The sequence below is a fragment of the Acidovorax sp. 1608163 genome, assembly GCF_003669015.1.
GTDB lineage: Bacteria > Pseudomonadota > Gammaproteobacteria > Burkholderiales > Burkholderiaceae_C > Acidovorax.
This window is the reverse complement of sequence record NZ_CP033069.1, coordinates 1723877-1747222: the sequence shown is the minus strand read 5'-3', so window position 1 is coordinate 1747222 and position 23346 is coordinate 1723877. Positions and strand designations below refer to the sequence as shown.

Here is a 23346-nt window from a genome sequence, read left to right as displayed (position 1 = left end):
TGTGATCGACAGCTTGGGGCCCTGAGCCGATAGTGGGCCCCCCTCCCCAAAACCAGCCATAGATTCAGATTGATCGGCGCCCAAAGCGTACACAAGGCGAGCCCGGTTCAACCTACTGGCACGATATAGTTTGCGGACTTAACGCTTGCCGGGTTTCGCAGAATTTCTATACCTGGGCATCTAAACAAGTGACCGCCTGGAAACCCATGCTGTAAGTCACTTCCCGGAGGAATCAATGCCCAGAATATTCCGCACGGTCCAGTTTATCCCGCAGGTTTTGCGGGACGCGTCACGTTAGGCTAACCCCCCCCCCAATCTCTCGACTGCGATCCCCTGGAAGAAGGAAACCCGCTATGACGCCCGACGTAAATCGACTTCAGAAAAATCTCGCTAATCTTCAGACTGTGCTGGATCAGATTGAGTTTGAATTCATAGATGATCCAGAATGGGCAGAACCCTCGGACACAAGCTACTTGAACGAAACTGACCGTGCCGATCCCGACACCATGGCAAACGTTGCGGCAATGGACGCGACGAACAAGCTCATCGCTTGGTTCGGTCGAGACCAAGAGGGCGGCTTTGTTGGCCTGTGGCGCGGTCCCGAGAAAACGCCATTAGAACGTGCTCCAGTAGTGCGTCTCGACAATGAAGGGCAGTACAACCTCGTGGCAGCCACAGTGCCAGACTACGTTGCAGTGTCGGATATGGACGACGAGGCTTTTAACGATACCCGTGCAGCTCTGGTTGCCGCCGGATTCAACGTAGCTGCTTCACGCGAGGAAATCTGGCAGGCACTCGACGGCATGAGCGATCCCAATGCCTTTCGCAACGAACTCTACAACCAAGATCGTGTCCGTCGCGGTCTTCGTCCAATTGAATAGCAAGCTATTCCTAACTTTGCGCTCGACACGGAAACACAACTGAAGAATGCGGCTTTGCCGCGTCTATTGTGTTCCGGTCAGTGCCGACCTTGAGCATCGACGTTCTCTAACTACCACCGGTTGCTCTTGGCCGTAAATCCCATTGCATGACAGTGCAGGCACATCCAGGAGCAATTCAACGCCCCTTCATCCGACCTCGCAACAGAGCACATGACCCAGAGGCACTGACTCGGCCCTCTGCGCCCCAGCCTAAACCCACTCAGAACGAATACCGCTGAGTCACCCAGTTCTTCTTGCTGTTCTTGAAAGCGGCAAACACAAACAACGCGGTGACCAAGCCACCTGCCACCAAGGTCCCCGTGGGCCCCAGGGTGTGAGCGATGGAGTACAAAAACTCTTCCTTGCCCGCGTTTTTGCCGGTGCGCTGCACCGAGTCGCTGTGCAGGGACGAGACGATGTAATAAAACGCCGCCGTCAGCACCAGGCTGCAGACCGCCAGCACGATGGATTTGCCCGAGCGCTGGAAGAGGCCCGCTTGCACTTGCGCTTGCTGGCCCTTGCGGCCTAGCAGGGCTTGCACGCTGGCAACGATGCGCTGTTGTGCGGCCTCACTCAGGGCGTGCACCCCGATGTCGTCGCCCATGCCCTTGGCAGAGATGACGGTGGTGAACTTGGCGTCCTTGACGGCGTGCACCGAAGCGACCTTGTCCTTCTCGATCACGATGCCGTGCTCTCCCAGCTTGGCTTTGTCACCCTTGCCCAAGGCGGCCACGGCGTCTGGCGCCAGGGTTTTGAGGGTGCTGAAAAACACCGCTTTGTCTGACACGCCCACGACCCCACCGCTCACTTCAATCATGCTGACTCCCTCGTTGTTAACTGTTTGATTTTTTGGCCCCTGCATTGCGGGGCAGACACTGGCACGCCGTGGCGGCCCAGACTTCGATGGCGCAAGCAGCAAAGACCGTGCCGACGGCGCCAGGATGGCTGGGCCGCTCGGCTGCGGTTTTGGCCAATCAGCGCGGCATGCAACTCACTTGCGCCCCACCACCGGCTGGCGCTGCGCCCACACCCACAGCGCGATGCCTGCGGCCACCATAGGCACGCACAGCCACTGGCCCATGCTCATGCCCAGTGACAACAGGCCCAGGAAGGCATCGGGCTCGCGGAAATACTCGGCGATGAAGCGGAAGCTGCCATAGCCCACCAAGAAGGCGGCGGCCACTTGGCCCTGTTTGCGCTCGCGGCGGGCATACAGCCACAGCAGCACAAAGAGCAGCAAGCCTTCCAGCAAGAATTGGTACACCTGCGAGGGGTGGCGGGGCTGCAGGGAGCCGCTGTGCGCAAACACCATGCCCCAGGGCAGATCGGGGCTGGCAAAGCGGCCCCACAACTCGCCGTTGATGAAGTTACCCACACGCCCGGCGGCCAGCCCGGTGGGCACGCAGGGCGCTACAAAGTCGGCCACCTGCAGCCAGGGGCGTTTGCGCGAATGGGCAAACCACAGCATGGCGGCAATCACCCCCAGCAGGCCGCCGTGAAACGCCATGCCGCCCTGCCACACCGCAAAAATCTCCAGCGGGTGGGTGAGGTAGTAGCCGGGCTTGTAAAACAGGCAGTACCCCAGGCGCCCGCCAATGACGACACCGGCCACGCCAAGGAAGAGGATGTCCTCGACATCACGGCGCGTCCAAGCGCTGGGGCCGGTGATGGAGGCAAAGGGTTCGTGCCGCAGACGGCGCGTGCCCAGGAACATGAACAGCCCAAACGCCACCAGGTAGGTGATGCCGTACCAGTGGATGGCGAGGGGGCCCAACTGCAGGGCAACGGGGTCGATGTGGGGGTAAGTCAGCATGGTGGGCGGTATTGTGCCCGCAACCCATGACGGGCTTGGCGTGAGGCCAAAGTGCCCTGCGCACCAAAACCCAGTGCGGCCCTGGGCACCCCAATGAGTGGGTTACATGCCAACTTTGGCATAATTGATAAGCATTCCTATTTGCATTCACACACCCGCTTCCGCCCATTTACCAGTTTGCCCGTTCGTTGCCGTGCAAGAGCTTTACCTAGACCACCACCCCTGGCTGCAAAGCCTGCTGCGCAAGCGTCTGGGCAACCGGGAGGACGCGGCGGACTTGGCGCACGACACCTTTGTGCGGGTGATGCGCTCAGAGCTGTCGCCCGCAGACCTGCGCGAGCCGCAGCGCTTTTTGGCGACGGTGGCGCGCGGGCTGGTGGCCGACCTCTTCCGGCGCCGCACGCTGGAGCAGGCTTATCTGGACTACCTGGCCGCCTTGCCCGAGGAGCAAGCGCCCTCCCCCGAGGACCAGGCGCAAGCCCAGCAGGCCCTGCTGGAGGTAGACGCCCTGCTGCGCGCCCTGCCCACCAAGGTGCGGCAAGCGTTTTTGCTGGCGCAGCTGGAAGAGTTGCCCTATGCCGAAATCGCCCAGCGCCTGGGCATATCGCACCGCACGGTGAGCAACTACCTGACCCGCGCCATGGAGCACTGCTGCCTGGCCTTGGCCTAAGTAGACCCGCCCCGCCCGCATGAAATCCACCGCCACCCGCACCCCAGCCGAGCGCCAGGCCTTGCACGAGGCCGCGCGCTGGCACACCCGACTGCACGACGAAGCCGCCACGCCCGAGGACCAGCAGGCCTGGCAGCACTGGCACAGCGCCCACGCCAGCCACCAGCAAGCCTGGCAAACGGTGCAAGCCGTGAGCCAGCGGCTGGCACGCATCCCCGCTCCGGTGGCCCTGCAGGCCCTGGCCCAGCCCCCACTGGCACGGCGCGCGGCGCTGCGGGGCGTGGCGCTAGGCCTGGGCGGGTGCGCGGCAACGTGGCTGGCCTGGCAAGCCAGCCCCTGGCAGGCGCTGGGCGCCACGTACCACACCGCCACGGGCGAGCGCCAGCACCTGGGCCTGCCCGATGGCTCTGAGCTGGCGCTGGACACCGCCACGGCGGTGGACGAGCAGTTTGACGCGCACGAGCGCAGGCTGCAGCTGCGCTCTGGCCGCATCCAGATCAGCACCCGGCCGGACTTGCACCAGCGCCCCTTCAGCGTGCAAACGCCGCAGGGCACCGTGCTGGCGCTGGGCACGCAGTTCACCGTGCAGGCGCTGGACGCGGGGCACACCCGCGTGGCGGTGCAAGAAAAATCGGTGCGCGTAAAGCCCACCCATGGCGAGGCGCGCCTGCTGGTGGCCGGGCAGCAGCTGGATTTTTCGTCTACCGAAGCCCTGCCACCCCAACCGGCCAACCTGGCGCAGGCCAGCTGGCGCAACGGCGGGCTCATCGCCCTGGACATGCCCCTGGGCGAGCTGGTGCAGGAGCTGGCCCGCTACCGCCCCGGCTACCTGGGCTGCGCACCCGAGGTGGCCCACCTGCAAGTGTCTGGCGCGTTTGCGCTGGACCACACCGACCAGGCCCTGGCCGCACTGGCCGCCAGCTTTGCCGTGCAGGTGCACTACCGCACCCGCTACTGGGTGCGGGTGGAGGCTGCGTGAGGGGGCTGAGCCCAACGCCCTTTGCTATCGCCCTGCCCTCCTCAAATAACTATCAAATTGATAGCTGCTAGCGCTTTATCAATGAGCTCTAGGGGCATAGATGGCTTATCAATTGGGCACACGCTGCCTTAATTTTTTCTATAAATTTGTAACAGCCTTTGCATGATGGGAGCGCCTCGTTCGGCATACCAGTGAAGCGAATTTTTTCCATCCCACCGAACCGAGGAAGCTCCATGTCCCGCACCCGAATGAACGGCGGCCACGCCGCCCACCCCCACTTTGCCCTGCACCCCATGGCCCGCGCGGCCCGCATTGCGGCGCTGAGTGCGGCAGCGCTGCTCACCCCTCTGGCCTACGCGCAGGGCACGGCCAACCCAGCAGAAGCCACAGGCGCAGCGGCCGCTGCCAAGGCGTTTGCGATTGAAGCAGGCCCCCTGGCCCAGGTGCTGGCGCAATACGCCCACGCCGCAGGCGTGACCCTGGCCTTTGACGCTGCGCAGCTGGGCGGCGCCCGCTCTGGCGGCCTGCAGGGCAGCTATGGCGTGGACGCGGGCTTTGCCAAGGCGCTGGAAGGCACCGGCTGGCGCGCCGTGCGCGAAGGTAACGGCGCCTACGTGCTGCGCGGCACCGCAGCCCCCACCCAAAAGGCGGCGCTGGCAGAGGTGGTGGTGTCGGAAGAAGCCGAGGCCATTGGCGGCCTGCAAAAGACCTACTCGGGCGGCCAGTTTGCGCGCGGGGGCGACCTGGGCATTTTGGGCAAGACCGATTTGATGAACGTGCCCTTCAGCACCACCAACTACACGGCCGAGCTGATTGAAAACCAGCAAGGCCTGACGGTGTCGGACGTGGTGATGAGCGACGCCTCGGTGCGCACACTGCAAGCCCGAGGCGGCTATGGCGATGACTTTCAGATCCGTGGCTTTGCCGTATCGCCCCGCGACATCAGCATGAATGGCCTGTTTGGCCTGACGCCTTCCACCCGCATCCCGCTGGAGATGATTGAGCGCGTGGAAGTGCTCAAGGGCCCTGGCTCGCTCACCAACGGCATCGGCCCCAGCGGCAGCGTGGGCGGCAGCATCAATGTGGTGACCAAGCGAGCGAGTGATGTGCCGCTGACGCGCCTGACCACCACCTACATGGGCAAGGCCCAACTGGGCACCCACCTGGATGTGGGCCGCCGCTTTGGCGAAGACAACCAGTGGGGTGTGCGCGCCAACGGTGTGTGGCGCAATGGCGAGGGCAACATCGACGGCGGCCGCCAGCGCCTGGGGCTGGGCTCGCTGGGGGTGGACTACGCCGGTGCCGGCCTGCGCTGGTCGATGGACACGCTGACCAGCAGCGGAAAGACGACCGAGTTCCGCGCACAAAGCGCCTTCCTGGCGGGCATCACCCAGGTGCCTGCGGTGCCCGACAACCGCACCACGCTATACCCCGGCACTGAGCTGACGGACAAGGCCAAGACCGTGATCTCGCGCCTGGAATACGACATCAACGACCGCACCACGGCCTATGGCGCCGTGGGCTACAGCGATGTGACGAGCAACCAGAACTTCCCCACTGCCATGCGCCGCATCGATGCGCTGGGCAACTTCACCGTGGCCAACGGCTATTACGACGAATACAACAAGACCACGTCAGCCGATGTGGGGCTGCGCACGCGCTTCAAGACGGGCGATGTGGCCCACACGCTGGTGGTGTCGGCCAACACCATGGCGCGTGAAAGCGGGTACTTTTATGGCCTGACCTCGGCCACGGTGGCCTCCAACATCTACCACCCCGCACCGCTGCCCGCCATTGACTTCGCGCGCGGCGCCCCCAGCAAAACGGCCGATCTGTCGCAGTCCAGCCTGGCCGTGGCCGACACCCTGGCATTCTTCAACAACCGCTTTTTGGCCACACTGGGCCTGCGCGACCAAACCATCCACCAAAAGAGCGTGAATGGCTCCACGCCCTACAAGGCCAGCACCGTGACGCCACTGGTGGGGCTGGTGTTCAAGCCGCAAAAGAACATCTCGGTGTATGGCAACTACACGGCAGGCCTGGCTGCTGGGGGCATTGCGGGCGCCAGCACCGCCAACCAGGGCGAGGTGTTTGCACCGCAAAAGACCAAGCAATACGAAGTGGGCGTGAAGGCCGACTGGGGCAGCCTGACCACCCAGGCGGCCCTGTACCAAATCACCAAGCCCAACGCCGTCACCGACCCCATCACCAACATCTACAGCTACGGCGGCGAGCAGCGCAACCGGGGCCTGGAGCTGACGGCGTATGGCGAAATCCAGCGCGGCCTGCGGGCCATGGCCAGCGCCGCGTTCAACGATGCCAAGATGGCCAAAACCCAGGGCGGCGTGAACCAAGGCAAGAATGCCACCGGCGTGCCCGACCACACCTTCAACCTGGGCCTGGACTGGGACACCCCCTGGGTGCAGGGCCTGAGCCTGAACGGCCGGGTGATCAACACCTCGGCCATGTACTACGACGCGGCCAACACCTTGCGCATGCCCGCCTGGACGCGCGTGGACATTGGCGCGCGCTACGCCACCAAGGTGGCAGGCAAGGCTGTGGTGTTCCGCGCCAATCTGGAGAACGTGGCCGACAAGGCCTACTGGGTGACGGCGTCGGGCTACGTGACGGTGGGAGCACCGCGCACGCTGATGCTGTCTGCCGCCATCGACTTCTAAGCCTGTAACGCAGGTCTGCGCGAGCGGCCTCCACCCCTCCACCAGAAACAGCCGGTGGATGGGCAGAGGGCTCAACGCAAGCGCTAATGATGACGGTTCGCATGCAAAGCGACATGCGGGGTTATGACCCTGAACCCGTGCCAGGCGCGCGATACTCGCCGCCTCAGAAGAACGGAATGCACCATGCAGGGAAACCCACAAGTCATCGAATATTTCAAAAACCTGCTGCGCGGCGAGCTGGCTGCGCGTGACCAGTATTTCATCCACTCGCGCATTTACGAAGACCAGGGCCTGGTGAAGATGTACACCCGCCTGGACCATGAAATGCAGGAAGAAACCCAGCACGCCGACGCGCTGCTGCGCCGCATCCTCTTTTTGGGCGGCATGCCTGACATGCGCCCCAATCCCTTCACCCCCGGCACCACGGTAGTGGAGATGCTGCAAAAAGACCTGGCCGTGGAATACGAAGTGCGCGATGCCCTGCAAAAAGGCATACAACTGTGCGAGAGCCTGCGCGACTACGTGAGCCGCGACCTGCTGCTGGCCCAGCTGCGCGACACCGAGGAAGACCACGCCTACTGGCTGGAAAAGCAATTGGGCCTGATCGAGAAAATGGGCCTGCCCAACTACCTGCAAAGCCAGTCGCAGCCTGCCGCCTGAATGGCCTGAATGGCTTGAGCAAAGGGGGCACCAGGCCCCATTCGCAGGTTTTTGTCAAATCAGGCTCTAGCGCAATCCAGTCAAGCGCCAAAAGCTATCAAATAAATAGCAAAACTATAAAAAAAGCCGCCATGCATTGCTGCATGGCGGCTTTTTTGTTCCGGGCTACCCGTTCAACCAAAGCGCCACCTGGGTGCCGCAGCACGGGTGGCGATGGCTGGCGCGGATCGACCTTTCGGTCGCCCCAATCAATCGTCGAGCAAAGACAGATCGCGCACCGCACCCTTGTCGGCCGACATGACCAGCTTGGCATAGGCCTTGAGCGCCGCAGACACCTTGCGGGGGCGTGGCTGCGCGGGCTTCCAGCCCTTGGCGTCCTGCTCCACGCGGCGCTGGGCCAGTTCTTCGTCGGACACCAGCACGTTGATGCTGCGGTTGGGGATGTCGATGCGGATGCGGTCACCGTTCTTCACCAAGCCAATGGCGCCACCGGCTGCCGCTTCGGGCGAAGCGTGGCCAATGGACAGGCCCGAGGTGCCGCCCGAGAAGCGGCCATCGGTCAACAGCGCGCAGGCTTTGCCCAGGCCCTTGGACTTGATGTACGACGTGGGGTACAGCATCTCTTGCATGCCAGGGCCGCCCTTGGGGCCTTCGTAGCGCACAATGACGACATCACCCGCCTTGACCTTGTCGGCCAGGATGTTGGCCACGGCTTCGTCCTGCGACTCCACCACATGGGCGGGGCCTTCAAACACCAGCAGGCTGTCGTCCACGCCTGCGGTCTTGACCACGCAGCCGTTCAGGGCAATGTTGCCGACCAGCACGGCCAAACCGCCTTCTTTGCTGAAGGCATGCTCGATCGAGCGGATGCAGCCCTCAGAGCGGTCTGTGTCCAGGCTGGGCCAGCGTGCGGCTTGGCTGAATGCGACTTGCGTAGGAATGCCGCCAGGGCCAGCCATGTAGAAGGTCTTGACCGTGTCGGACGGGTTGCGGGCAATGTCCCACTGGTCCAGCGCGTCTTTCATGGTCTTGCTGTGCACGGTGGGCACGTCGGTGTGCAAACGGCCTGCGCGGTCCAGCTCGCCCAAAATACCCATGATGCCGCCCGCGCGGTGGACGTCTTCAATGTGGTACTTGTTGGTGTTGGGTGCGACCTTGCACAGCTGCGGCACGATCTTGGACATGCGGTCAATGTCGGCCATCGTGAAGTCGATTTCGGCCTCTTGCGCAATGGCGAGAATGTGCAGGATGGTGTTGGTGGAGCCGCCCATGGCGATATCCAATGCAATCGCATTCTCAAACGCCTTGAAGCCCATGGAGCGCGGCAGGATGCTGCTGTCGTCTTCTTCGTAGTAGCGCTTGCACAGCTCCACCACCAGGTGCCCGGCGCGCTTGAACAGTTGCTCGCGGTCGGCATGCGTGGCCACCACAGTGCCATTGCCGGGCAGGGACAGGCCCAAGGCTTCGGTCAGGCAGTTCATGGAGTTGGCGGTGAACATGCCAGAGCAGGAACCGCAGGTGGGGCACGCAGAGCGCTCTACCTCGGCCACATCGGCGTCGCTGACCTTGTCGTCGGCGGCCATCACCATGGCGTCGATCAAATCGAGCTTCTTGAACTCAATCTTCTGGGTCGTGGGGTTGAGCAACTTGACCTTGCCAGCCTCCATCGGGCCGCCCGAGACGAACACCACCGGAATATTCAACCGCATGGCGGCCATCAGCATGCCGGGGGTGATCTTGTCGCAGTTGGAGATGCACACCATGGCATCGGCGCAGTGCGCGTTGACCATGTATTCCACCGAATCCGCAATGATGTCGCGGCTGGGCAGCGAGTACAGCATGCCGTCGTGGCCCATCGCAATGCCATCGTCCACGGCGATGGTGTTGAACTCTTTGGCCACACCGCCCGCTGCTTCAATCTCACGCGCCACCAGTTGGCCCAAGTCCTTGAGGTGGACGTGGCCGGGCACAAACTGCGTGAACGAGTTGACCACCGCAATGATCGGCTTGCTGAAGTCGTCGTCCTTCATGCCGGTGGCACGCCACAGCGAGCGGGCACCAGCCATGTTGCGACCAGCGGTGGAGGTTTTGGAGCGGTAAGCGGGCATCGTGATGTCGGTTGAAGTGTTGGTAGAGGGAAGCCGAAGCCAGGAGGCGGCGGGCGAATTATCCTCCAGCACAACCAACAGCACCGGCGGCAGGGGCGATCGCTAACCCTGAGCCTTTGGGTGTTTCAGGCGCAGGAGCTGAGCGAGCCAGCCCCTGCCCTTGCCGTATTACCTGGGCTTGCGCGGACGCATACCCAAGGCTTCTTTGTTTTTATTGATGCGCTCTTTCTTGCGCTCGTCCATTTTTTCCATGGCTTTGCGCTTGGTGTAGCCTGTGGCATCGGCCCACCACCACCACGCCGCAGTAGCGCCGAAAGAGCCCACAATCACCCACCAGGACCAGGTGGCTACGGGCCCGATCTCCAGATACTTGAGTAACAGCAGCAGCAGCGAAACGCCTAAAAGATACATAGCAAGCTCCCCCAAAAGATGCGATTTGCGTTCCTTGACCGAGGACAAATTTTGGTCAACCCACGTCACTACAATCGCGTTGAAAGAACTGTAACCCAACCACAGGAAAACCCACCATGAAACGTGCCCTGATCACCATCGCCATGACGCTTGCCGTTGCAGCCCCCGCCATGGCCGACCAAGCCCTGGCCACTTCCAAGAACTGCATGGCCTGCCACGCTGTCGACAAGAAGCTGGTGGGTCCTTCCTACAAAGATGTCGCTGCCAAGTACGCTGGTCAAAAAGACGCTGTAGACAAGCTGGCCACCAAGATCATCAAGGGTGGCTCTGGCGTGTGGGGCCCCGTGCCCATGCCTGCTAATGCCCAAGTCAATGAAGCAGAAGCCAAGAAGCTGGCTGCCTGGGTTCTGACGCTGAAGTAAGCCCCGTGGTCCTGCCGTGGGGCTTATCCCACGCAGCAAAAAGCCGCACACCGTCAAGGTTGTGCGGCTTTTTGCTTTGCAGGCCGTGCGCTTTGGCCTGCGCCCGCTTACTCCGTCGCGCCTGGCCCGCCAACCAAGCGCTGCTCCAGTTGTCCCACGTAGGCCGCAGTGGTGTTGTCCGACTCTTGCGCACGCGCAGCCAGGCGGGTTTCCAGGCTGTCGAGCCGTGCCATCACAGTGGTGTGCCCTTGTGCGTGCTGGTTTTCTAAAAACGCACGCAACTCGGTAAACCGAGAGGCTTCCGCCTTGTCTGCCAGTTCGCGCTGCGCCTGCATCTCTTTGGTGTGGCGGCGTGTCTCCAGCAATACCGAGCCCTGAAGCGACAGCACGTACGCCACCAGCAGCACACCCAGCAACGAGGTCAGCCCCAGCATGAGCAAGCCCAGCGGGGCATCGAAAGTGGCCAACCCCACAGACACGGCAGAAACAACCGAGAGAGCCTCCCAGTTGAGCGCAGCCAGACTGGTAATGGCCACGATGATGAAGAGCAGCACGGTAGAAAGCATTTTCACGGTAAGTCCTTTCAATGCGAGAAGTGTGCCTGCCGCCCCCGGTGGGCATGACAGGCCATGGCGCATGGTTGCACGCCGCCCGGCACAGAGGGGCAAAACGCTTTCACATGATTTTTGCCAATGCGAAGACTGGGTTTGCTACCACTTGCGCAGATAACTCCACGCCGGCGGACGGGCTCTATCGCGGCATCCTACCGTGCCTGCGGGCAAGTCTCGGCAAAGCAATGTATCTGCCAAGGGCATAAAAAAAGCGCCTGATGCTTAGGCGCTTTTGAAGGGTGTGCCCCAAAGGTCAGTTGGTCTGTGACCGTTGGTCCAAGATGGCCGGGTTCTGTGGCCACATCACATCGCTGCGCGTTATGAGTGTCCCCAAACCCCGAAAGCGCTCCGCGCTGGCGCCGCTCCACGGCGCCTCCTCGATCAATTGGCCTTGGCCAATTGATCGAGGATTGCGGGGTTTTCCAGCGTGCTGGTGTCCTGCGTGATCGCCTCGCCCTTGGCAATGCTGCGCAGCAGGCGGCGCATGATCTTGCCGCTGCGGGTCTTGGGCAGGTTGTCGCCAAAGCGGATGTCCTTGGGCTTGGCGATGGGGCCAATCTCCTTGGCCACCCAGTTGCGCAGTTCGTTGGCAATCTGCTTGGCTTCTTCGCCGGTGGGGCGCGAGCGCTTGAGCACCACGAACGCACAGATGGCCTCACCGGTCACGTCGTCAGGGCGGCCCACCACGGCGGCCTCGGCCACCAGATCGGTCTTGGCGACCAGGGCGGATTCGATCTCCATCGTGCCCATGCGGTGGCCCGACACGTTCAGCACATCATCGATGCGGCCGGTGATGCGGAAGTAGCCGCGGTCAGCACTGCGCACCGCGCCATCGCCCGCCAGGTAGTAGCCCTTGAGTTCTTCGGGGAAGTAGCTCTTCTTGAAGCGCTCGGGGTCGTTCCAGATGGTGCGGATCATGCTGGGCCAGGGGCGCTTGATCACCAGGATGCCACCCGCGCCGTTGGGTACGTCGTTGCCCATTTCGTCCACGATGGCTGCGGTGATGCCGGGCAAAGGCAGCGTGCAGCTACCAGGCACCAGTGGCGTGGCGCCAGGCAGCGGGGTGATGACGTGGCCACCCGTTTCGGTCTGCCAGAAGGTGTCCACGATGGGGCAACGCTCGCCGCCCACGTTCTTGTGGTACCACATCCAGGCTTCGGGGTTGATGGGCTCGCCCACGCTGCCCAAGATGCGCAGGCTCGACAGGTCGGAGCGCGCGGGGTGCACAGCCTCATCGGCCTCAGCCGCCTTGATGAGCGAGCGGATGGCGGTGGGGGCGGTGTAGAAGATCGTGCACTTGTGGCGCTCGATCATCTGCCAGAAGCGACCCGCGTTCGGGAAGGTGGGGATGCCTTCGAAGATGATCTGTGTGGCGCCTGCGGCCAGCGGGCCGTAGGCGACGTAGGTGTGGCCCGTGATCCAGCCGATGTCGGCCGTGCACCAGAACACGTCGTCTGCGCGCAGGTCAAACGTCCAGTCCATGGTCATCTTGGCCCACAGCAGGTAGCCGCCGGTGCTGTGCTGCACGCCCTTGGGCTTGCCGGTGGAGCCACTGGTGTAGAGGATGAACAGCGGGTGCTCGGCCCCCACGGCCACGGGCGCGCATTCGGTGCTTTGGCCCGCCAGTGCTTCAGCAAAGGTCTTGTCACGGCCTGCCACCATGTTGCACGCCGTGGCGGTGCGCTGGTACACGAACACGTTGCGGATGGTGTCGCAGCCGCCCATGGCCAGAGCTTCGTCAATGATGGACTTGAGCGGCAGCTCCTTGCCACCACGCATCTGGTAGTTGGCAGTGATGACGGCCACGGCACCGGCATCGATGATGCGCTCGTGCACGGCCTTGGCGCTGAAGCCGCCAAACACCACGCTGTGCGTAGCGCCGATGCGGGCACAGGCCTGCATGGCGATCACGCCCTCAATGGTCATGGGCATGTAGATCAGCACGCGGTCGCCCTTGGCCACGCCGTGGGCCTTGAGCGCGTTGGCGAACTGGCTCACGCGGGCCAGCAGCTCTTTGTAGGTGATCTTGGTGACGGTGCCGTCATCGGCTTCGAAGACGATGGCCGTCTTGTTTTCCGTGGGCGTGCCGATGTGCTTGTCCAGGCAGTTGACGCTGGCGTTCAGCTCGCCGTCGTCAAACCAGCGGAAAAACGGGGCGTTGGACTCGTCCAGCGTGCGGGTGAAGGGCTTTGACCATTGCACGTTGGCACGTGCCTGCTTGGCCCAGAAGCCTTCGAAATCGGTTTCGGCCTCTTTGCACAGTGCCTCATACCCGGCCATGCCGGAAATGCGCGCCGCCTTGACGATGACGTCGGATGGTGGAAACACGCGGTTTTCAACCAACACAGACTCGATCGCGGATGTTGTTGCACTCATGGTGTTGTCTCCTGGGTCATTGGAATAGGAATTGGCAGCTACTGTCTTCTGCCGCACTTACATGCTACTGACTCGCCGGGGCCTATCCGGCTTGGGGTTAGCCCTTGGTTGTGAAGGCTGTCACGGCTCGCCCCTAGAATCGCGACGTTTTCCCGTCGCCCCTTTTTCTATTACCTATCGCAGGCACGCATGTCCCATCCCAAGCCCAAAACCAGCGCTCCGCTGCGCCCCCTGCCCTCGCTCATTTTCGCCAGCCGCTGGCTGCAGCTGCCGCTGTACCTGGGGTTGATTCTGGCGCAGGCGGTGTACGTCTTTCACTTCTGGGTGGAGCTGGTCCATCTGGTGGAAGCCGCCTTCGGCAACAAAGCAGCCCTGCAGCAGCTGGTCACCAGCATTGGCTACAAGAGTGACTTTGAGGTCATGGCACTCAACGAGACCATCATCATGCTGGTGGTACTGGCATTGATTGACGTGGTGATGATCTCCAACCTGCTCATCATGGTGATTGTGGGTGGCTACGAGACTTTTGTATCCCGCTTGCACCTGGAAGAGCACCCAGACCAGCCTGAATGGCTGAGCCACGTGAACGCCTCCGTGCTCAAAGTGAAGCTGGCCACTGCGATCATCGGCATCAGCTCCATTCACCTGCTCAAGACCTTCATCAATGCGGCCAACTACGACCTCAAGGTGCTGATGTGGCAGACCATCATCCACGTGGTCTTCTTGCTGAGCGCCCTGGCGATTGCGCTGACCGACCGGCTGATGTCCCACCCCAGCGACTCCCACTGAGCCGCCAGCCCCCGCCGCCGCGCAAGCCCAGCGCCCGGCGGGGCGATGGAATGCACCGCGCACCGCGTAGCGGCATCAGACCATGCTGCGCGGCACCACCCAGGCATCAAACTCCTGAGCCGTCACATGGCCAGAGGCCAGCGCGGCCTCTCGCAAACTGATCCCCTCTTTGTGTGCCGCCTTGGCAATGGCAGCGGCCTTGTCGTAACCGATGTGGGGGTTGAGCGCGGTCACCAGCATCAGCGACTGCTCGACAAGCGCTTCAATCCGGTCATGGTTGGGCTCAATGCCCGAAGCGCAGTGCTTGTCAAAACTGACCATGCCGTCTGCCAGCAGGCGAACGCTTTGCAAAAAGTTGTGGATCACCATGGGCCGGAACACGTTGAGCTCGAAATTGCCCGAGGCCCCGCCCACCCCAACCGCCACATCGTTGCCCATGACCTGGGCGCACAGCATGGTCATGGCTTCGCACTGGGTCGGGTTGACCTTGCCCGGCATGATGGACGAACCCGGCTCGTTTTCCGGGATGGTGATCTCGCCCAGCCCGCTGCGCGGACCACTGGCCAGCCAACGCACATCGTTGGCAATCTTCATCAGGCTGGCCGCAAGCCCCTTGAGCGCACCATGGGCATGCACCAAGGCATCGCAGCTGGCCAGGGCTTCGAACTTGTTCGGGGCTGTCACCAGGTTCAGCCCGGTCAGGTCGGCCAGCTCTTTGGCCACCGCCTGCGCATAGCCCGCAGGCGCATTCAAACCCGTGCCCACGGCCGTGCCACCCAGGGCCAGCTCACACAAATGGGGCATGGCGGCGCGAACATGGCGCTCGGAATGCTCCAGCTGCGCCACCCAGCCCGAGACTTCTTGCCCCAAAGTCAGCGGGGTTGCATCCTGCAAGTGCGTGCGGCCAATTTTCACGATGTCCGCAAACGCCTCGGCCTTGGCGGCCAACGTCATGCGCAACGCATGCAGGGCTGGCAGCAGTTTGTGGGTCATTGCATCCACTGCCGCCAGGTGCATGGCGGTAGGAAAGACATCGTTGCTCGACTGGCTTTTGTTCACATCGTCGTTGGGGTGCACCAGCCGCCCTTCCCCACGCGGGCCGCTGAGCAACTCACTCGCCCGGTTAGCCAGCACCTCATTCATGTTCATGTTCGTCTGGGTGCCCGACCCGGTTTGCCACACCACCAGAGGAAACTCCTCTTCGTGTGCCCCAGCCATCACTTCATCGCACGCGGCCACGATGGCCGTGGTGCGGGTGGCATCCAGCAAACCCAGGCTGTGGTTCACATACGCACTGGCACGTTTGACCTGGGCCAGTGCCCGGATGAGTTCGAGGGCCATGCGCTCGCCCGAGATGGCAAAGTGCTGCAAAGAGCGTTGTGTTTGCGCTCCCCACAACCGCCGCGCAGGCACGTCGATGGGGCCAAATGTGTCGCGCTCTGTGCGGTAGGCCGATGCTTTGCCGTTTTGCAGTGTCATGTGCGTGATCCTGGCTTACAAGTAAAGGACGGCACCCAGCATAACCAGTCCATTGCATGGCGCACAAGCCCGTGGCTCAAAGCAGGCACGCAAGCCACCAGATAACCCTGACAGAACCACGCAAGCCCGCAGAGGGATAATCGAAGGCTGTCGATTTCATCCCCACAAACTTCCCGCCATGACCACGACATCCATTCGCCAAGAAGACCTGATCGAATCCATTGCCGGCGCACTGCAGTACATCAGCTACTACCACCCCACCGACTACATCGCCCACCTGGCCCGCGCTTACGAGCGCGAGAAGAGCCCGGCGGCCAAGGATGCGATCGCCCAGATCCTCACCAACAGCAAGATGAGCGCCACTGGCCAGCGCCCTATCTGCCAAGACACGGGCATCGTCAACGTGTTCCTGAAAGTGGGCATGGACGTGCGCTGGGAAGGCTTCACCGGCAGCCTGGACGATGCCATCAACGAAGGCGTGCGCCGGGGCTACAACCACCCCGACAACACCCTGCGCGCGTCGGTCGTGGCCGACCCGCAGTTCGCCCGCAAGAACACCAAGGACAACACCCCTGCCGTGATCTTCACCGAGATCGTGCCCGGCAACACCGTGGACATCACCGTGGCCGCCAAGGGCGGCGGCTCGGAGAACAAGTCCAAGATGTACATGCTCAACCCCGGCGACAACGTGGTGGACTGGGTGCTCAAGACCGTGCCCACCATGGGCGCTGGCTGGTGCCCGCCCGGCATGCTGGGCATCGGCATTGGCGGTACGGCCGAAAAGGCCGTGCTCATGGCCAAGGAAAGCCTGATGGACGACCTGGACATGTACGAACTGCAAGCCAAGGCCGAAGCCGCCAAGACCGGCGGCCCCGCGCTCGACAAGGTTGAAGAGCTGCGCCTGGAGCTGTTTGAAAAGGTCAACGCCCTGGGCATTGGCGCGCAAGGCCTGGGCGGCCTGACCACGGTGCTGGACGTCAAGATCAAGATGTACCCCACGCACGCAGCCAGCAAGCCGATTGCGATGATCCCCAACTGCGCCGCCACACGCCACGCGCACTTCGTGATGGACGGCTCTGGCCCCGTGTACCTCACGCCCCCGAGCCTCGACCTGTGGCCCAACGTGAACTGGGCGCCTGACTACAACAAGAGCAAGAAGGTCAACCTGGACACACTGACCAAGGAAGAAGTGGCCAGCTGGAAGCCCGGTGACACGCTGCTGCTCAACGGCAAGATGCTGACCGGTCGCGATGCTGCGCACAAGCGCATCCAGGACATGCTGGCCAAGGGCGAGAAGCTGCCCGTGGACTTCACCAACCGCATCATCTACTACGTGGGCCCCGTGGACCCGGTGAAGAACGAGGCCGTGGGCCCTGCAGGCCCCACCACCGCCACGCGCATGGACGGCTTCACCGAGATGATGCTGGCCCAGACCGGCCTGATCGCCATGGTGGGCAAGGCCGAGCGCGGCCCGGTCGCCATCGAGGCCATCAAGAAGCACCAGAGCGCCTACCTCATGGCCGTGGGCGGCGCCGCCTACTTGGTCAGCAAGGCCATCAAGACCGCCAAGGTCGTGGGCTTTGCCGACCTGGGCATGGAAGCCATCTATGAATTTGACGTGGTGGACATGCCCGTGACCGTGGCCGTGGATGCCGGCGGCACCAGTGCCCACATCACGGGCCCAGCCGAATGGCAAAAGCGCATCGCCTCGGGCGAGTTCAAGGGCATTGAAGTAGCCGCTGCTTGATGCTTGGGGTCACCACCGGGGCACGGCTGTACTGCGAGCCCTGAGCACGCCCCCACAAAACCGCCTTCGGGCGGTTTTTTCACATCCCTTCGACGGACTCGTGGGCTGCAAGCGGCGCACCAGCGCAGCAGCCCCGTCTTTCCTACAATCCACGGCTTGTCTAACTGCCAGAGCTTGATTCCACGATGCCGCAGTCCTCTTCCCCCATCGGTGTATTTGACAGCGGCGTCGGCGGGCTGAGCGTGCTGCGCATGCTGTTGGCAGCCATGCCCAACGAGCGGTTCGTGTACTTGGCCGACAGCGCCAACGCCCCCTATGGCGAGCGAGGCGATGCGTTTGTGGCGGCACGCACCCATGCCATCACCCAGTATTTGCGCGAAAAACACGATATCAAAGCACTGGTGGTGGCCTGCAATACCGCCACTGCAGCGGCCATCCATGAAGTGCGCAGCAGCCACCCTGACCTTCCCCTCGTCGGCCTGGAGCCCGCCATCAAGCCAGCACTGGCAGTCACCAAGACGGGGCATGTGGGAGTGATCGGCACGCGGGGTACGCTCAGCAGCGCCAAGTTCGGAAAGCTGATGGCCTCTCTGGCCGATCAGGCCCACTTTGTAGTGCAACCCTGCGATGGCCTGGCGCACGCTGTCGAGCACAGCGTGACACTGCCACCGACCACGGCCAGCAATGCCGTCAACAGTACGGAAACTGGTGCACTTTGCGAGCGCTATGTGAATGCCATGGGCCCGTTTGGTACAGCAGCCGGGCAGATGGACACCCTGGTGCTGGGCTGCACCCACTACATTTTTGTGGAGCACGAGTTGCGCGCACTAGTGGGGCCCGATGTCCGATTCATCGAGACCGGTGAGCCGGTGGCGCGCCAGACACGGCGCCTGCTAGAGGCAGCAGGCTTGCTGCGCCAAACAAAGCCACCAGACGACAGTGGCGAACCACAAGCCCCCACAGATGCAGCCCCACCGGTACAACTACTGACCACAGGCCCCGTGAGCATGCTGGAAGCCGCCGCCCAGCGTTGGCTCCAACTCCCGGCACGTTGCTGCAGTACCGTATCCGTTCCCTGATTTGTGATCAAAAATGGGGGTAGCGCTTGAAATACAAGCGCAAAAAGCTATTAAATTAATAGCAAAACAACCGACCCCGAGCAGAATTCACGCGGACTCAGCACCCCACAACCGTGTGCCCGTGCTCTCCACATGCGTGAGGTACAGGCGCAGATCAAACTCGTACTGGTGGTATTGCGGCTCCATGTGAGCGCACAGCTGGTAAAAAGCCTTGTCGTGCCCTTTTTCCCGCAGGTGGGCCAGCTCATGGACCACGATCATGCGCAAAAACTCGTCCGGTGCCTGCTTGAACATCGACGCGATACGGATCTCGTGCTTGGCAGCCAGCTTGCTGCCCTGCACACGCGACACCGCCGTGTGCAAGCCCAGGGCGTGACGCACGACGTGAATCTTGTTGTCAAAGAGAACCTTGTTGACCGTGCCTGCGTTGCGCAGATAACGGGACTTGAGCTCTTGCACGTAGTCGTACAAAGCCTTGTCACTGCGCACCGAGTGTGCCTGCGGATACTTGCGCTGCAATACCGGCCCCAGTTGCCCTTGGGCCAACAGCTCACGCGCCTGGCCTTGGAGCGCAGCAGGGTAAGACCGCAGGTAGGGCAAATCAGGGATCATTGGAAATATGGCGACCACAGGGCCGTTGAAGGGCACGTTGCAAGCCGACCACTTGTTCGCATGAAGCCATAGGCTGACAAAGGGCTGCGGGAGGAAGCAGAACAGCCCCCACCCTGGCAAGACTCAGTGTAAATGGCGTGGGCGACGGCCACCGCCGTGGCCGCTGCCAGAGCCACCGGGGCCGCGCGGGGGCTTGCCAATTTCAAGCGAGTTGACCAGCGCATCGAAACGCTGGGTGAACAACTTATCGATCTCTGCCACCACGCCACCAAGCTCAGCGCCGTCAAAGTGGCGCTCCATCATGTTCACCACATCTTGCACCAGCAGATCACGCTGCACCTGCATGATGGCTGCTGGGGTAGGCCCCACAAATAGCATCACGAAGTCATCGCGCGACTCGGCACCGTCTTGGCCTTCGTCTTCCTCAAACTCAGCATCGTAGAAGGTCACCTCCAAGGCGGCCCCCATCTCGCAGAGCTCGTTCAGGCTCATGCACATCTCGTCCAAAGTCTGGCGAAAGTCGTCATCGCCCCGCACCGTCCAGCAGATTTGCAGAAGATGCTCCTGGGCATCGAATTTGATGCCAGGCTCCTCTTCGTAAGCACTTGCGGCGCCGTCGGCCAAAGACCGAGCGCCGGCATATTTCCACAATGGTTTCAAGGCATCTTGGAGCTGGTCAAAACTGGCATCAGCACGCAGCTGCACCTGCCCGTGGACATGGATTTCGAAGGGAGCGTTGTAACTTGACATGATTGAATCGTAATGGTGCCCCGAGCCGGGGTCGAACCGGCACGCCCCTTTTCAGGAAAGCGGCGGATTTTAAGTCCGCAGTGTCTACCAATTTCACCATCGGGGCGCCAGCTACCGTATGCGCGATTGCATGGCAGCGTAACCCGGACGTCACCGCTAAGCAACGCCCCATCGAACAAGAGCAACGCAGCGACTACAAAACCAGCGCTGCCACGCTGCACCAAGAAAAAAGGGAAGCCTGAGCTTCCCTTTTAAATTTGGAGCGGGAAAAGAGTCTCGAACTCTCGACCTCAACCTTGGCAAGGTTGCGCTCTACCAACTGAGCTATTCCCGCATTTTGCTTTCAACACACCAGTGCATCAGCAAGACTAAAATTATAACACAAAATTTTTGATCAACACAAGAAAATCAAAAACTTTCCAACCGTCTAAAACAAGCTTTTGCTTATTTCAGCAAGTCAGCTGCATCCTGGAGGCGCGGTCCGGAGTCGAACCGGACTAACCGGATTTGCAATCCGGGGCATAACCGCTTTGCTACCGCGCCAGAAACTACTGCCTTGGCAAAAAAGGGAAGCTTTTGCTTCCCTTTTTTGGAAATTGGAGCGGGAAAAGAGTCTCGAACTCTCGACCTCAACCTTGGCAAGGTTGCGCTCTACCAACTGAGCTATTCCCGCATTTACCGAAGCCTTACATTCTACAACGTTTGCTGCGATGGAATGAATTGTAGCGCATTTTTTGGCTGTTTTTGAAAAAATGTTCAGTGCTTCAAAGAATCACTGCCAACCGCCGCAGTGCCCTTGTCTGCCGACACGGGGACCACCGCCGCCTCTTCATCCGTCAGCGGTACAGGCTTGCGCTCCAAGGCCACTTCAAGCACCTTGTCGATCCATTTAACCGGCACGATCTCCAGCCCGCTTTTCACGTTGTCTGGAATCTCCTGGAGATCCTTCACGTTTTCTTCAGGAATCAGCACGGTCTTGATGCCCCCGCGCAATGCCGCCAGCAACTTTTCCTTGAGTCCACCGATGGCCGTGACTTCACCGCGCAGCGTGATCTCACCGGTCATGGCGACATCTCCGCGCACGGGGATCCCGGTCAAGGCAGACACAAAAGCAGTGGTCATGGCAGCCCCCGCGCTAGGGCCATCCTTTGGCGTCGCACCGTCAGGCACGTGGATATGGATGTCGCGCTTGTCGAACATCTCATCCTTGATGCCCAGCAATTTGGCCCGGCTACGCACTACGGTGCGCGCAGCTTCCACGGACTCTTTCATCACATCACCCAGCGACCCAGTGCGTGTGATCACACCTTTGCCTGGCATCGTCGCCGCTTCAATGGTGAGCAAATCACCACCGACCTCGGTCCACGCCAAACCAACGACCTGCCCCACCTGGTTTTGCAGCTCAGCACGTCCGTAGCTGTACTTGCGCACGCCCAGAAAATCCGGAAGGTTGTCCTCGCTCACTACCACCTGGGGCGTGAGCTTTTTGAGTTGCAGGCCTTTGACCACCTTGCGGCAAATCTTGGACAGCTCACGCTCCAAGGAGCGCACACCGGCCTCCCGGGTGTAGTAGCGCACCATGTCGCGCACAGCAGACTCGGTAATCAACAACTCTTCGTCCTTGACGCCGTTGTTCTTGAGCTGCTTGGGCAGCAGGTACTTCATTGCGATGTTGGTCTTTTCATCCTCGGTGTACCCCGACAAACGAATGACCTCCATGCGATCGAGCAACGCTGGCGGGATGTTCATCGAGTTGGACGTAGCGACAAACATGACGTCGCTCAGATCGAAATCGACCTCCACATAGTGATCGCCAAAGGTATGGTTTTGCTCAGGGTCCAGCACCTCCAACAGCGCGCTGGAGGGATCGCCACGGAAGTCAGTCCCCAGCTTGTCGATTTCGTCCAGCAGGAACAATGGGTTGCGCGTTCCCACCTTCGAAAGGCTCTGAAGCACCTTGCCGGGCAGCGCGCCGATGTACGTGCGGCGGTGCCCACGAATTTCGGCCTCGTCACGCATGCCGCCCAGGGCCATACGGACGTATTTACGCCCCGTGGCCTTGGCAATCGACTGGCCGAGCGAGGTCTTGCCCACACCCGGTGGCCCCACCAGGCAAAGGATGGGGGCCTTCACCTTGTCCACACGCTGCTGCACTGCAAGATATTCAAGAATGCGGTCCTTGACCTTGTCCAGGCCAAAGTGGTCTTCGTTCAAAACACCTTCGGCATTGAGCAGATCGTGCTTGATCTTGGTCTTTTTGGCCCATGGCAGCGCAGTCAACACATCAATGTAATTGCGCACCACCGTCGCCTCAGCCGACATGGGCGACATCAGTTTGAGCTTCTTGAGTTCCGCATCGGCTTTTTTGCGAGCCTCGGCAGACATCTTGGCGAGCTTGATCTTCTTCTCAATCTCTTCAATGTCGGCGCCATCATCACCCTCGCCCAGTTCTTTCTGGATGGCTTTGACTTGCTCGTTGAGATAAAAATCGCGCTGGTTCTTTTCCATCTGGCGTTTCACGCGCCCACGGATTTTTTTGTCAACATTCAGGATGTCGACTTCGCGGTCCAGCTGCTCAAACAGGTTTTCCAGCCGTGACTTCACATCCGACAAGTCCAGGACTACCTGCTTGTTTTCCAACTTCAGCGGCAAGTGCGCAGCGATGGTGTCTGCCAGACGACCTGGGTCATCGATGCTGGCAATGGAGGTGAGGATTTCCGGAGGAATCTTCTTGTTCAGTTTGACGTACTGGTCAAACTGCTGCATCACCGCACGGCGCAAAGCCTCAATTTCACTGGGCTTGCTCGCCTCGGCCACGGCTTCAACCGGGGTCACGGTGGCAGTGAAATGGGTGTCCGCGTCTTCAATCGATGCGACCAAAGCACGCTGCTGGCCTTCCACCAGCACCTTGACAGTGCCATCGGGCAATTTGAGCATCTGCAAGATCGTAGAGACACAGCCGACATCAAACATGTCAGAGGCGGAAGGCTCATCTTTGGCTGCCGCTTTTTGCGCGACCAGCATGATGCGGCGCTCGGCCTCCATGGCCAGCTCCAGCGCCTTGATGCTCTTGGGGCGCCCCACAAACAAGGGGATCACCATGTGAGGGAAGACCACCACGTCGCGCAACGGCAACAGCGGCAGTTCAATGGGTGTGGCGGGAAGGGGGGTATGTCCGGACATGGAAATCCTCAGTTAACTCTGTGGAAGATGATCCACATTTGGGGATTTTCAACCCTTGT

19 protein-coding genes and 4 tRNA genes are annotated in these 23346 nt (G+C 61.4%); 9 read left to right on the top strand and 14 right to left on the bottom strand.

Features of this window, described 5'->3' with window-relative positions; genetic code table 11:
- The first annotated feature begins 353 nt into the window (after positions 1–353).
- Positions 354–881, top strand: coding sequence for a hypothetical protein (locus EAG14_RS07870; RefSeq protein WP_121728527.1), 528 nt, complete (start codon positions 354–356; stop codon positions 879–881).
- Positions 882–1140: 259 nt separating this feature from the next.
- Here the strand turns inward: EAG14_RS07870 and EAG14_RS07865 are convergent, their stop codons facing one another.
- Both EAG14_RS07865 and lgt read right to left on the bottom strand, forming a co-directional pair.
- Entirely contained in the window at positions 1141–1737 is a 597-nt protein-coding gene (locus tag EAG14_RS07865) for a hypothetical protein (protein WP_121728526.1), read from the bottom strand.
- 174 nt (positions 1738–1911) lie between these two features.
- Complete coding sequence (gene lgt, locus EAG14_RS07860) at positions 1912–2733, bottom strand: prolipoprotein diacylglyceryl transferase (RefSeq protein WP_121728525.1); 822 nt, start codon at positions 2731–2733, stop codon at positions 1912–1914.
- A gap of 193 nt (positions 2734–2926) precedes the next feature.
- Between lgt and EAG14_RS07855 the strand changes: the two genes are divergently transcribed.
- From EAG14_RS07855 to bfr, 4 genes are all read left to right on the top strand, one after another.
- Positions 2927–3403, top strand: coding sequence for a sigma-70 family RNA polymerase sigma factor (locus EAG14_RS07855; RefSeq protein ID WP_121728524.1), 477 nt, complete (start codon positions 2927–2929; stop codon positions 3401–3403).
- A gap of 19 nt (positions 3404–3422) precedes the next feature.
- Positions 3423–4382: a FecR domain-containing protein gene (locus tag EAG14_RS07850; RefSeq protein WP_121728523.1), complete on the top strand. Its 960-nt coding sequence runs from the start codon at positions 3423–3425 to the stop codon at positions 4380–4382.
- 233 nt (positions 4383–4615) lie between these two features.
- Positions 4616–7060 (top strand): TonB-dependent receptor, encoded by a 2445-nt coding sequence (locus EAG14_RS07845; protein ID WP_240456967.1) that lies wholly within the window; start codon positions 4616–4618, stop codon positions 7058–7060.
- 183 nt (positions 7061–7243) lie between these two features.
- Positions 7244–7720 carry a bacterioferritin gene (gene bfr / locus EAG14_RS07840; RefSeq protein WP_121728522.1) on the top strand — a complete coding sequence of 159 codons (477 nt, stop codon included), beginning with the start codon at positions 7244–7246 and terminating at the stop codon, positions 7718–7720.
- A gap of 248 nt (positions 7721–7968) precedes the next feature.
- On the opposite strand, the gene ilvD is transcribed toward bfr, so the two are convergent.
- Complete coding sequence (gene ilvD, locus EAG14_RS07835; RefSeq protein ID WP_099655878.1) at positions 7969–9828, bottom strand: dihydroxy-acid dehydratase; 1860 nt, start codon at positions 9826–9828, stop codon at positions 7969–7971.
- Positions 9829–9996: 168 nt separating this feature from the next.
- Complete coding sequence (locus EAG14_RS07830) at positions 9997–10239, bottom strand: TIGR04438 family Trp-rich protein (protein ID WP_099655879.1); 243 nt, start codon at positions 10237–10239, stop codon at positions 9997–9999.
- 116 nt (positions 10240–10355) lie between these two features.
- Here EAG14_RS07830 and EAG14_RS07825 point away from each other — a divergent pair, with 116 nt between their 5' ends.
- Positions 10356–10661 (top strand): c-type cytochrome, encoded by a 306-nt coding sequence (locus EAG14_RS07825; RefSeq protein WP_121728521.1) that lies wholly within the window; start codon positions 10356–10358, stop codon positions 10659–10661.
- Between the two features lie 107 nt (positions 10662–10768).
- Here the strand turns inward: EAG14_RS07825 and EAG14_RS07820 are convergent, their stop codons facing one another.
- Together EAG14_RS07820 and acs are read right to left on the bottom strand one after the other, a co-directional pair.
- A complete protein-coding gene (locus EAG14_RS07820) occupies positions 10769–11227 on the bottom strand; it encodes a LapA family protein (protein WP_369803875.1) in 459 nt (152 codons plus the stop codon).
- Between the two features lie 426 nt (positions 11228–11653).
- Positions 11654–13648: an acetate--CoA ligase gene (gene acs, locus EAG14_RS07815; RefSeq protein WP_099741484.1), complete on the bottom strand. Its 1995-nt coding sequence runs from the start codon at positions 13646–13648 to the stop codon at positions 11654–11656.
- A 189-nt stretch (positions 13649–13837) separates the two neighbouring features.
- Between acs and EAG14_RS07810 the strand changes: the two genes are divergently transcribed.
- Positions 13838–14437, top strand: a complete 600-nt coding sequence (locus EAG14_RS07810; RefSeq protein WP_099655883.1) for a TIGR00645 family protein — start codon at positions 13838–13840, stop codon at positions 14435–14437.
- 75 nt (positions 14438–14512) lie between these two features.
- Here EAG14_RS07810 and fumC read toward each other — a convergent pair whose 3' ends face one another.
- Positions 14513–15916, bottom strand: a complete 1404-nt coding sequence (fumC, locus tag EAG14_RS07805) for a class II fumarate hydratase (protein ID WP_121728520.1) — start codon at positions 15914–15916, stop codon at positions 14513–14515.
- 178 nt (positions 15917–16094) lie between these two features.
- Between fumC and EAG14_RS07800 the strand changes: the two genes are divergently transcribed.
- The gene (locus EAG14_RS07800) at positions 16095–17663 is read left to right on the top strand and encodes a fumarate hydratase (protein ID WP_099655885.1); all 1569 of its coding nucleotides are present in this window, start codon (positions 16095–16097) and stop codon (positions 17661–17663) included.
- A 185-nt stretch (positions 17664–17848) separates the two neighbouring features.
- Positions 17849–18742 (top strand): glutamate racemase, encoded by an 894-nt coding sequence (gene murI, locus EAG14_RS07795; protein WP_121728519.1) that lies wholly within the window; start codon positions 17849–17851, stop codon positions 18740–18742.
- 87 nt (positions 18743–18829) lie between these two features.
- Here the strand turns inward: murI and EAG14_RS07790 are convergent, their stop codons facing one another.
- From EAG14_RS07790 to lon, 7 genes are all read right to left on the bottom strand, one after another.
- On the bottom strand, positions 18830–19354 hold the full coding sequence (locus EAG14_RS07790; RefSeq protein WP_099655887.1) for a M48 family metallopeptidase: 525 nt from the start codon (positions 19352–19354) through the stop codon (positions 18830–18832).
- 123 nt (positions 19355–19477) lie between these two features.
- A complete protein-coding gene (locus EAG14_RS07785) occupies positions 19478–20104 on the bottom strand; it encodes a DUF6806 family protein (RefSeq protein WP_121728518.1) in 627 nt (208 codons plus the stop codon).
- 13 nt (positions 20105–20117) lie between these two features.
- Positions 20118–20210, bottom strand: a tRNA-Leu gene (locus EAG14_RS07780).
- Positions 20211–20362: 152 nt separating this feature from the next.
- Positions 20363–20438 (bottom strand) — tRNA-Gly (locus tag EAG14_RS07775).
- 135 nt (positions 20439–20573) lie between these two features.
- Positions 20574–20647, bottom strand: a tRNA-Cys gene (locus tag EAG14_RS07770).
- Between the two features lie 54 nt (positions 20648–20701).
- Positions 20702–20777 (bottom strand) — tRNA-Gly (locus EAG14_RS07765).
- A gap of 83 nt (positions 20778–20860) precedes the next feature.
- Complete coding sequence (gene lon / locus EAG14_RS07760) at positions 20861–23287, bottom strand: endopeptidase La (RefSeq protein WP_099655889.1); 2427 nt, start codon at positions 23285–23287, stop codon at positions 20861–20863.
- Positions 23288–23346 lie beyond the last annotated feature (59 nt).

What these genes read in the sequence shown, in the direction of transcription:
- EAG14_RS07870 (WP_121728527.1), top strand. Translation starts at nt 354, where the DNA reads ATGACGCCCGACGTAAATCGACTTCAGAAAAATCTCGCTAATCTTCAG.
- EAG14_RS07865 (WP_121728526.1), bottom strand. Translation starts at nt 1,737, where the DNA reads ATGATTGAAGTGAGCGGTGGGGTCGTGGGCGTGTCAGACAAAGCGGTG.
- lgt (WP_121728525.1), bottom strand. Translation starts at nt 2,733, where the DNA reads ATGCTGACTTACCCCCACATCGACCCCGTTGCCCTGCAGTTGGGCCCC.
- EAG14_RS07850 (WP_121728523.1), top strand. Translation starts at nt 3,423, where the DNA reads ATGAAATCCACCGCCACCCGCACCCCAGCCGAGCGCCAGGCCTTGCAC.
- EAG14_RS07845 (WP_240456967.1), top strand. Translation starts at nt 4,616, where the DNA reads ATGTCCCGCACCCGAATGAACGGCGGCCACGCCGCCCACCCCCACTTT.
- bfr (WP_121728522.1), top strand. Translation starts at nt 7,244, where the DNA reads ATGCAGGGAAACCCACAAGTCATCGAATATTTCAAAAACCTGCTGCGC.
- ilvD (WP_099655878.1), bottom strand. Translation starts at nt 9,828, where the DNA reads ATGCCCGCTTACCGCTCCAAAACCTCCACCGCTGGTCGCAACATGGCT.
- EAG14_RS07830 (WP_099655879.1), bottom strand. Translation starts at nt 10,239, where the DNA reads ATGTATCTTTTAGGCGTTTCGCTGCTGCTGCTGTTACTCAAGTATCTG.
- EAG14_RS07825 (WP_121728521.1), top strand. Translation starts at nt 10,356, where the DNA reads ATGAAACGTGCCCTGATCACCATCGCCATGACGCTTGCCGTTGCAGCC.
- EAG14_RS07820 (WP_369803875.1), bottom strand. Translation starts at nt 11,227, where the DNA reads ATGCTTTCTACCGTGCTGCTCTTCATCATCGTGGCCATTACCAGTCTG.
- acs (WP_099741484.1), bottom strand. Translation starts at nt 13,648, where the DNA reads ATGAGTGCAACAACATCCGCGATCGAGTCTGTGTTGGTTGAAAACCGC.
- EAG14_RS07810 (WP_099655883.1), top strand. Translation starts at nt 13,838, where the DNA reads ATGTCCCATCCCAAGCCCAAAACCAGCGCTCCGCTGCGCCCCCTGCCC.
- fumC (WP_121728520.1), bottom strand. Translation starts at nt 15,916, where the DNA reads ATGACACTGCAAAACGGCAAAGCATCGGCCTACCGCACAGAGCGCGAC.
- EAG14_RS07800 (WP_099655885.1), top strand. Translation starts at nt 16,095, where the DNA reads ATGACCACGACATCCATTCGCCAAGAAGACCTGATCGAATCCATTGCC.
- murI (WP_121728519.1), top strand. Translation starts at nt 17,849, where the DNA reads ATGCCGCAGTCCTCTTCCCCCATCGGTGTATTTGACAGCGGCGTCGGC.
- EAG14_RS07790 (WP_099655887.1), bottom strand. Translation starts at nt 19,354, where the DNA reads ATGATCCCTGATTTGCCCTACCTGCGGTCTTACCCTGCTGCGCTCCAA.
- EAG14_RS07785 (WP_121728518.1), bottom strand. Translation starts at nt 20,104, where the DNA reads ATGTCAAGTTACAACGCTCCCTTCGAAATCCATGTCCACGGGCAGGTG.
- lon (WP_099655889.1), bottom strand. Translation starts at nt 23,287, where the DNA reads ATGTCCGGACATACCCCCCTTCCCGCCACACCCATTGAACTGCCGCTG.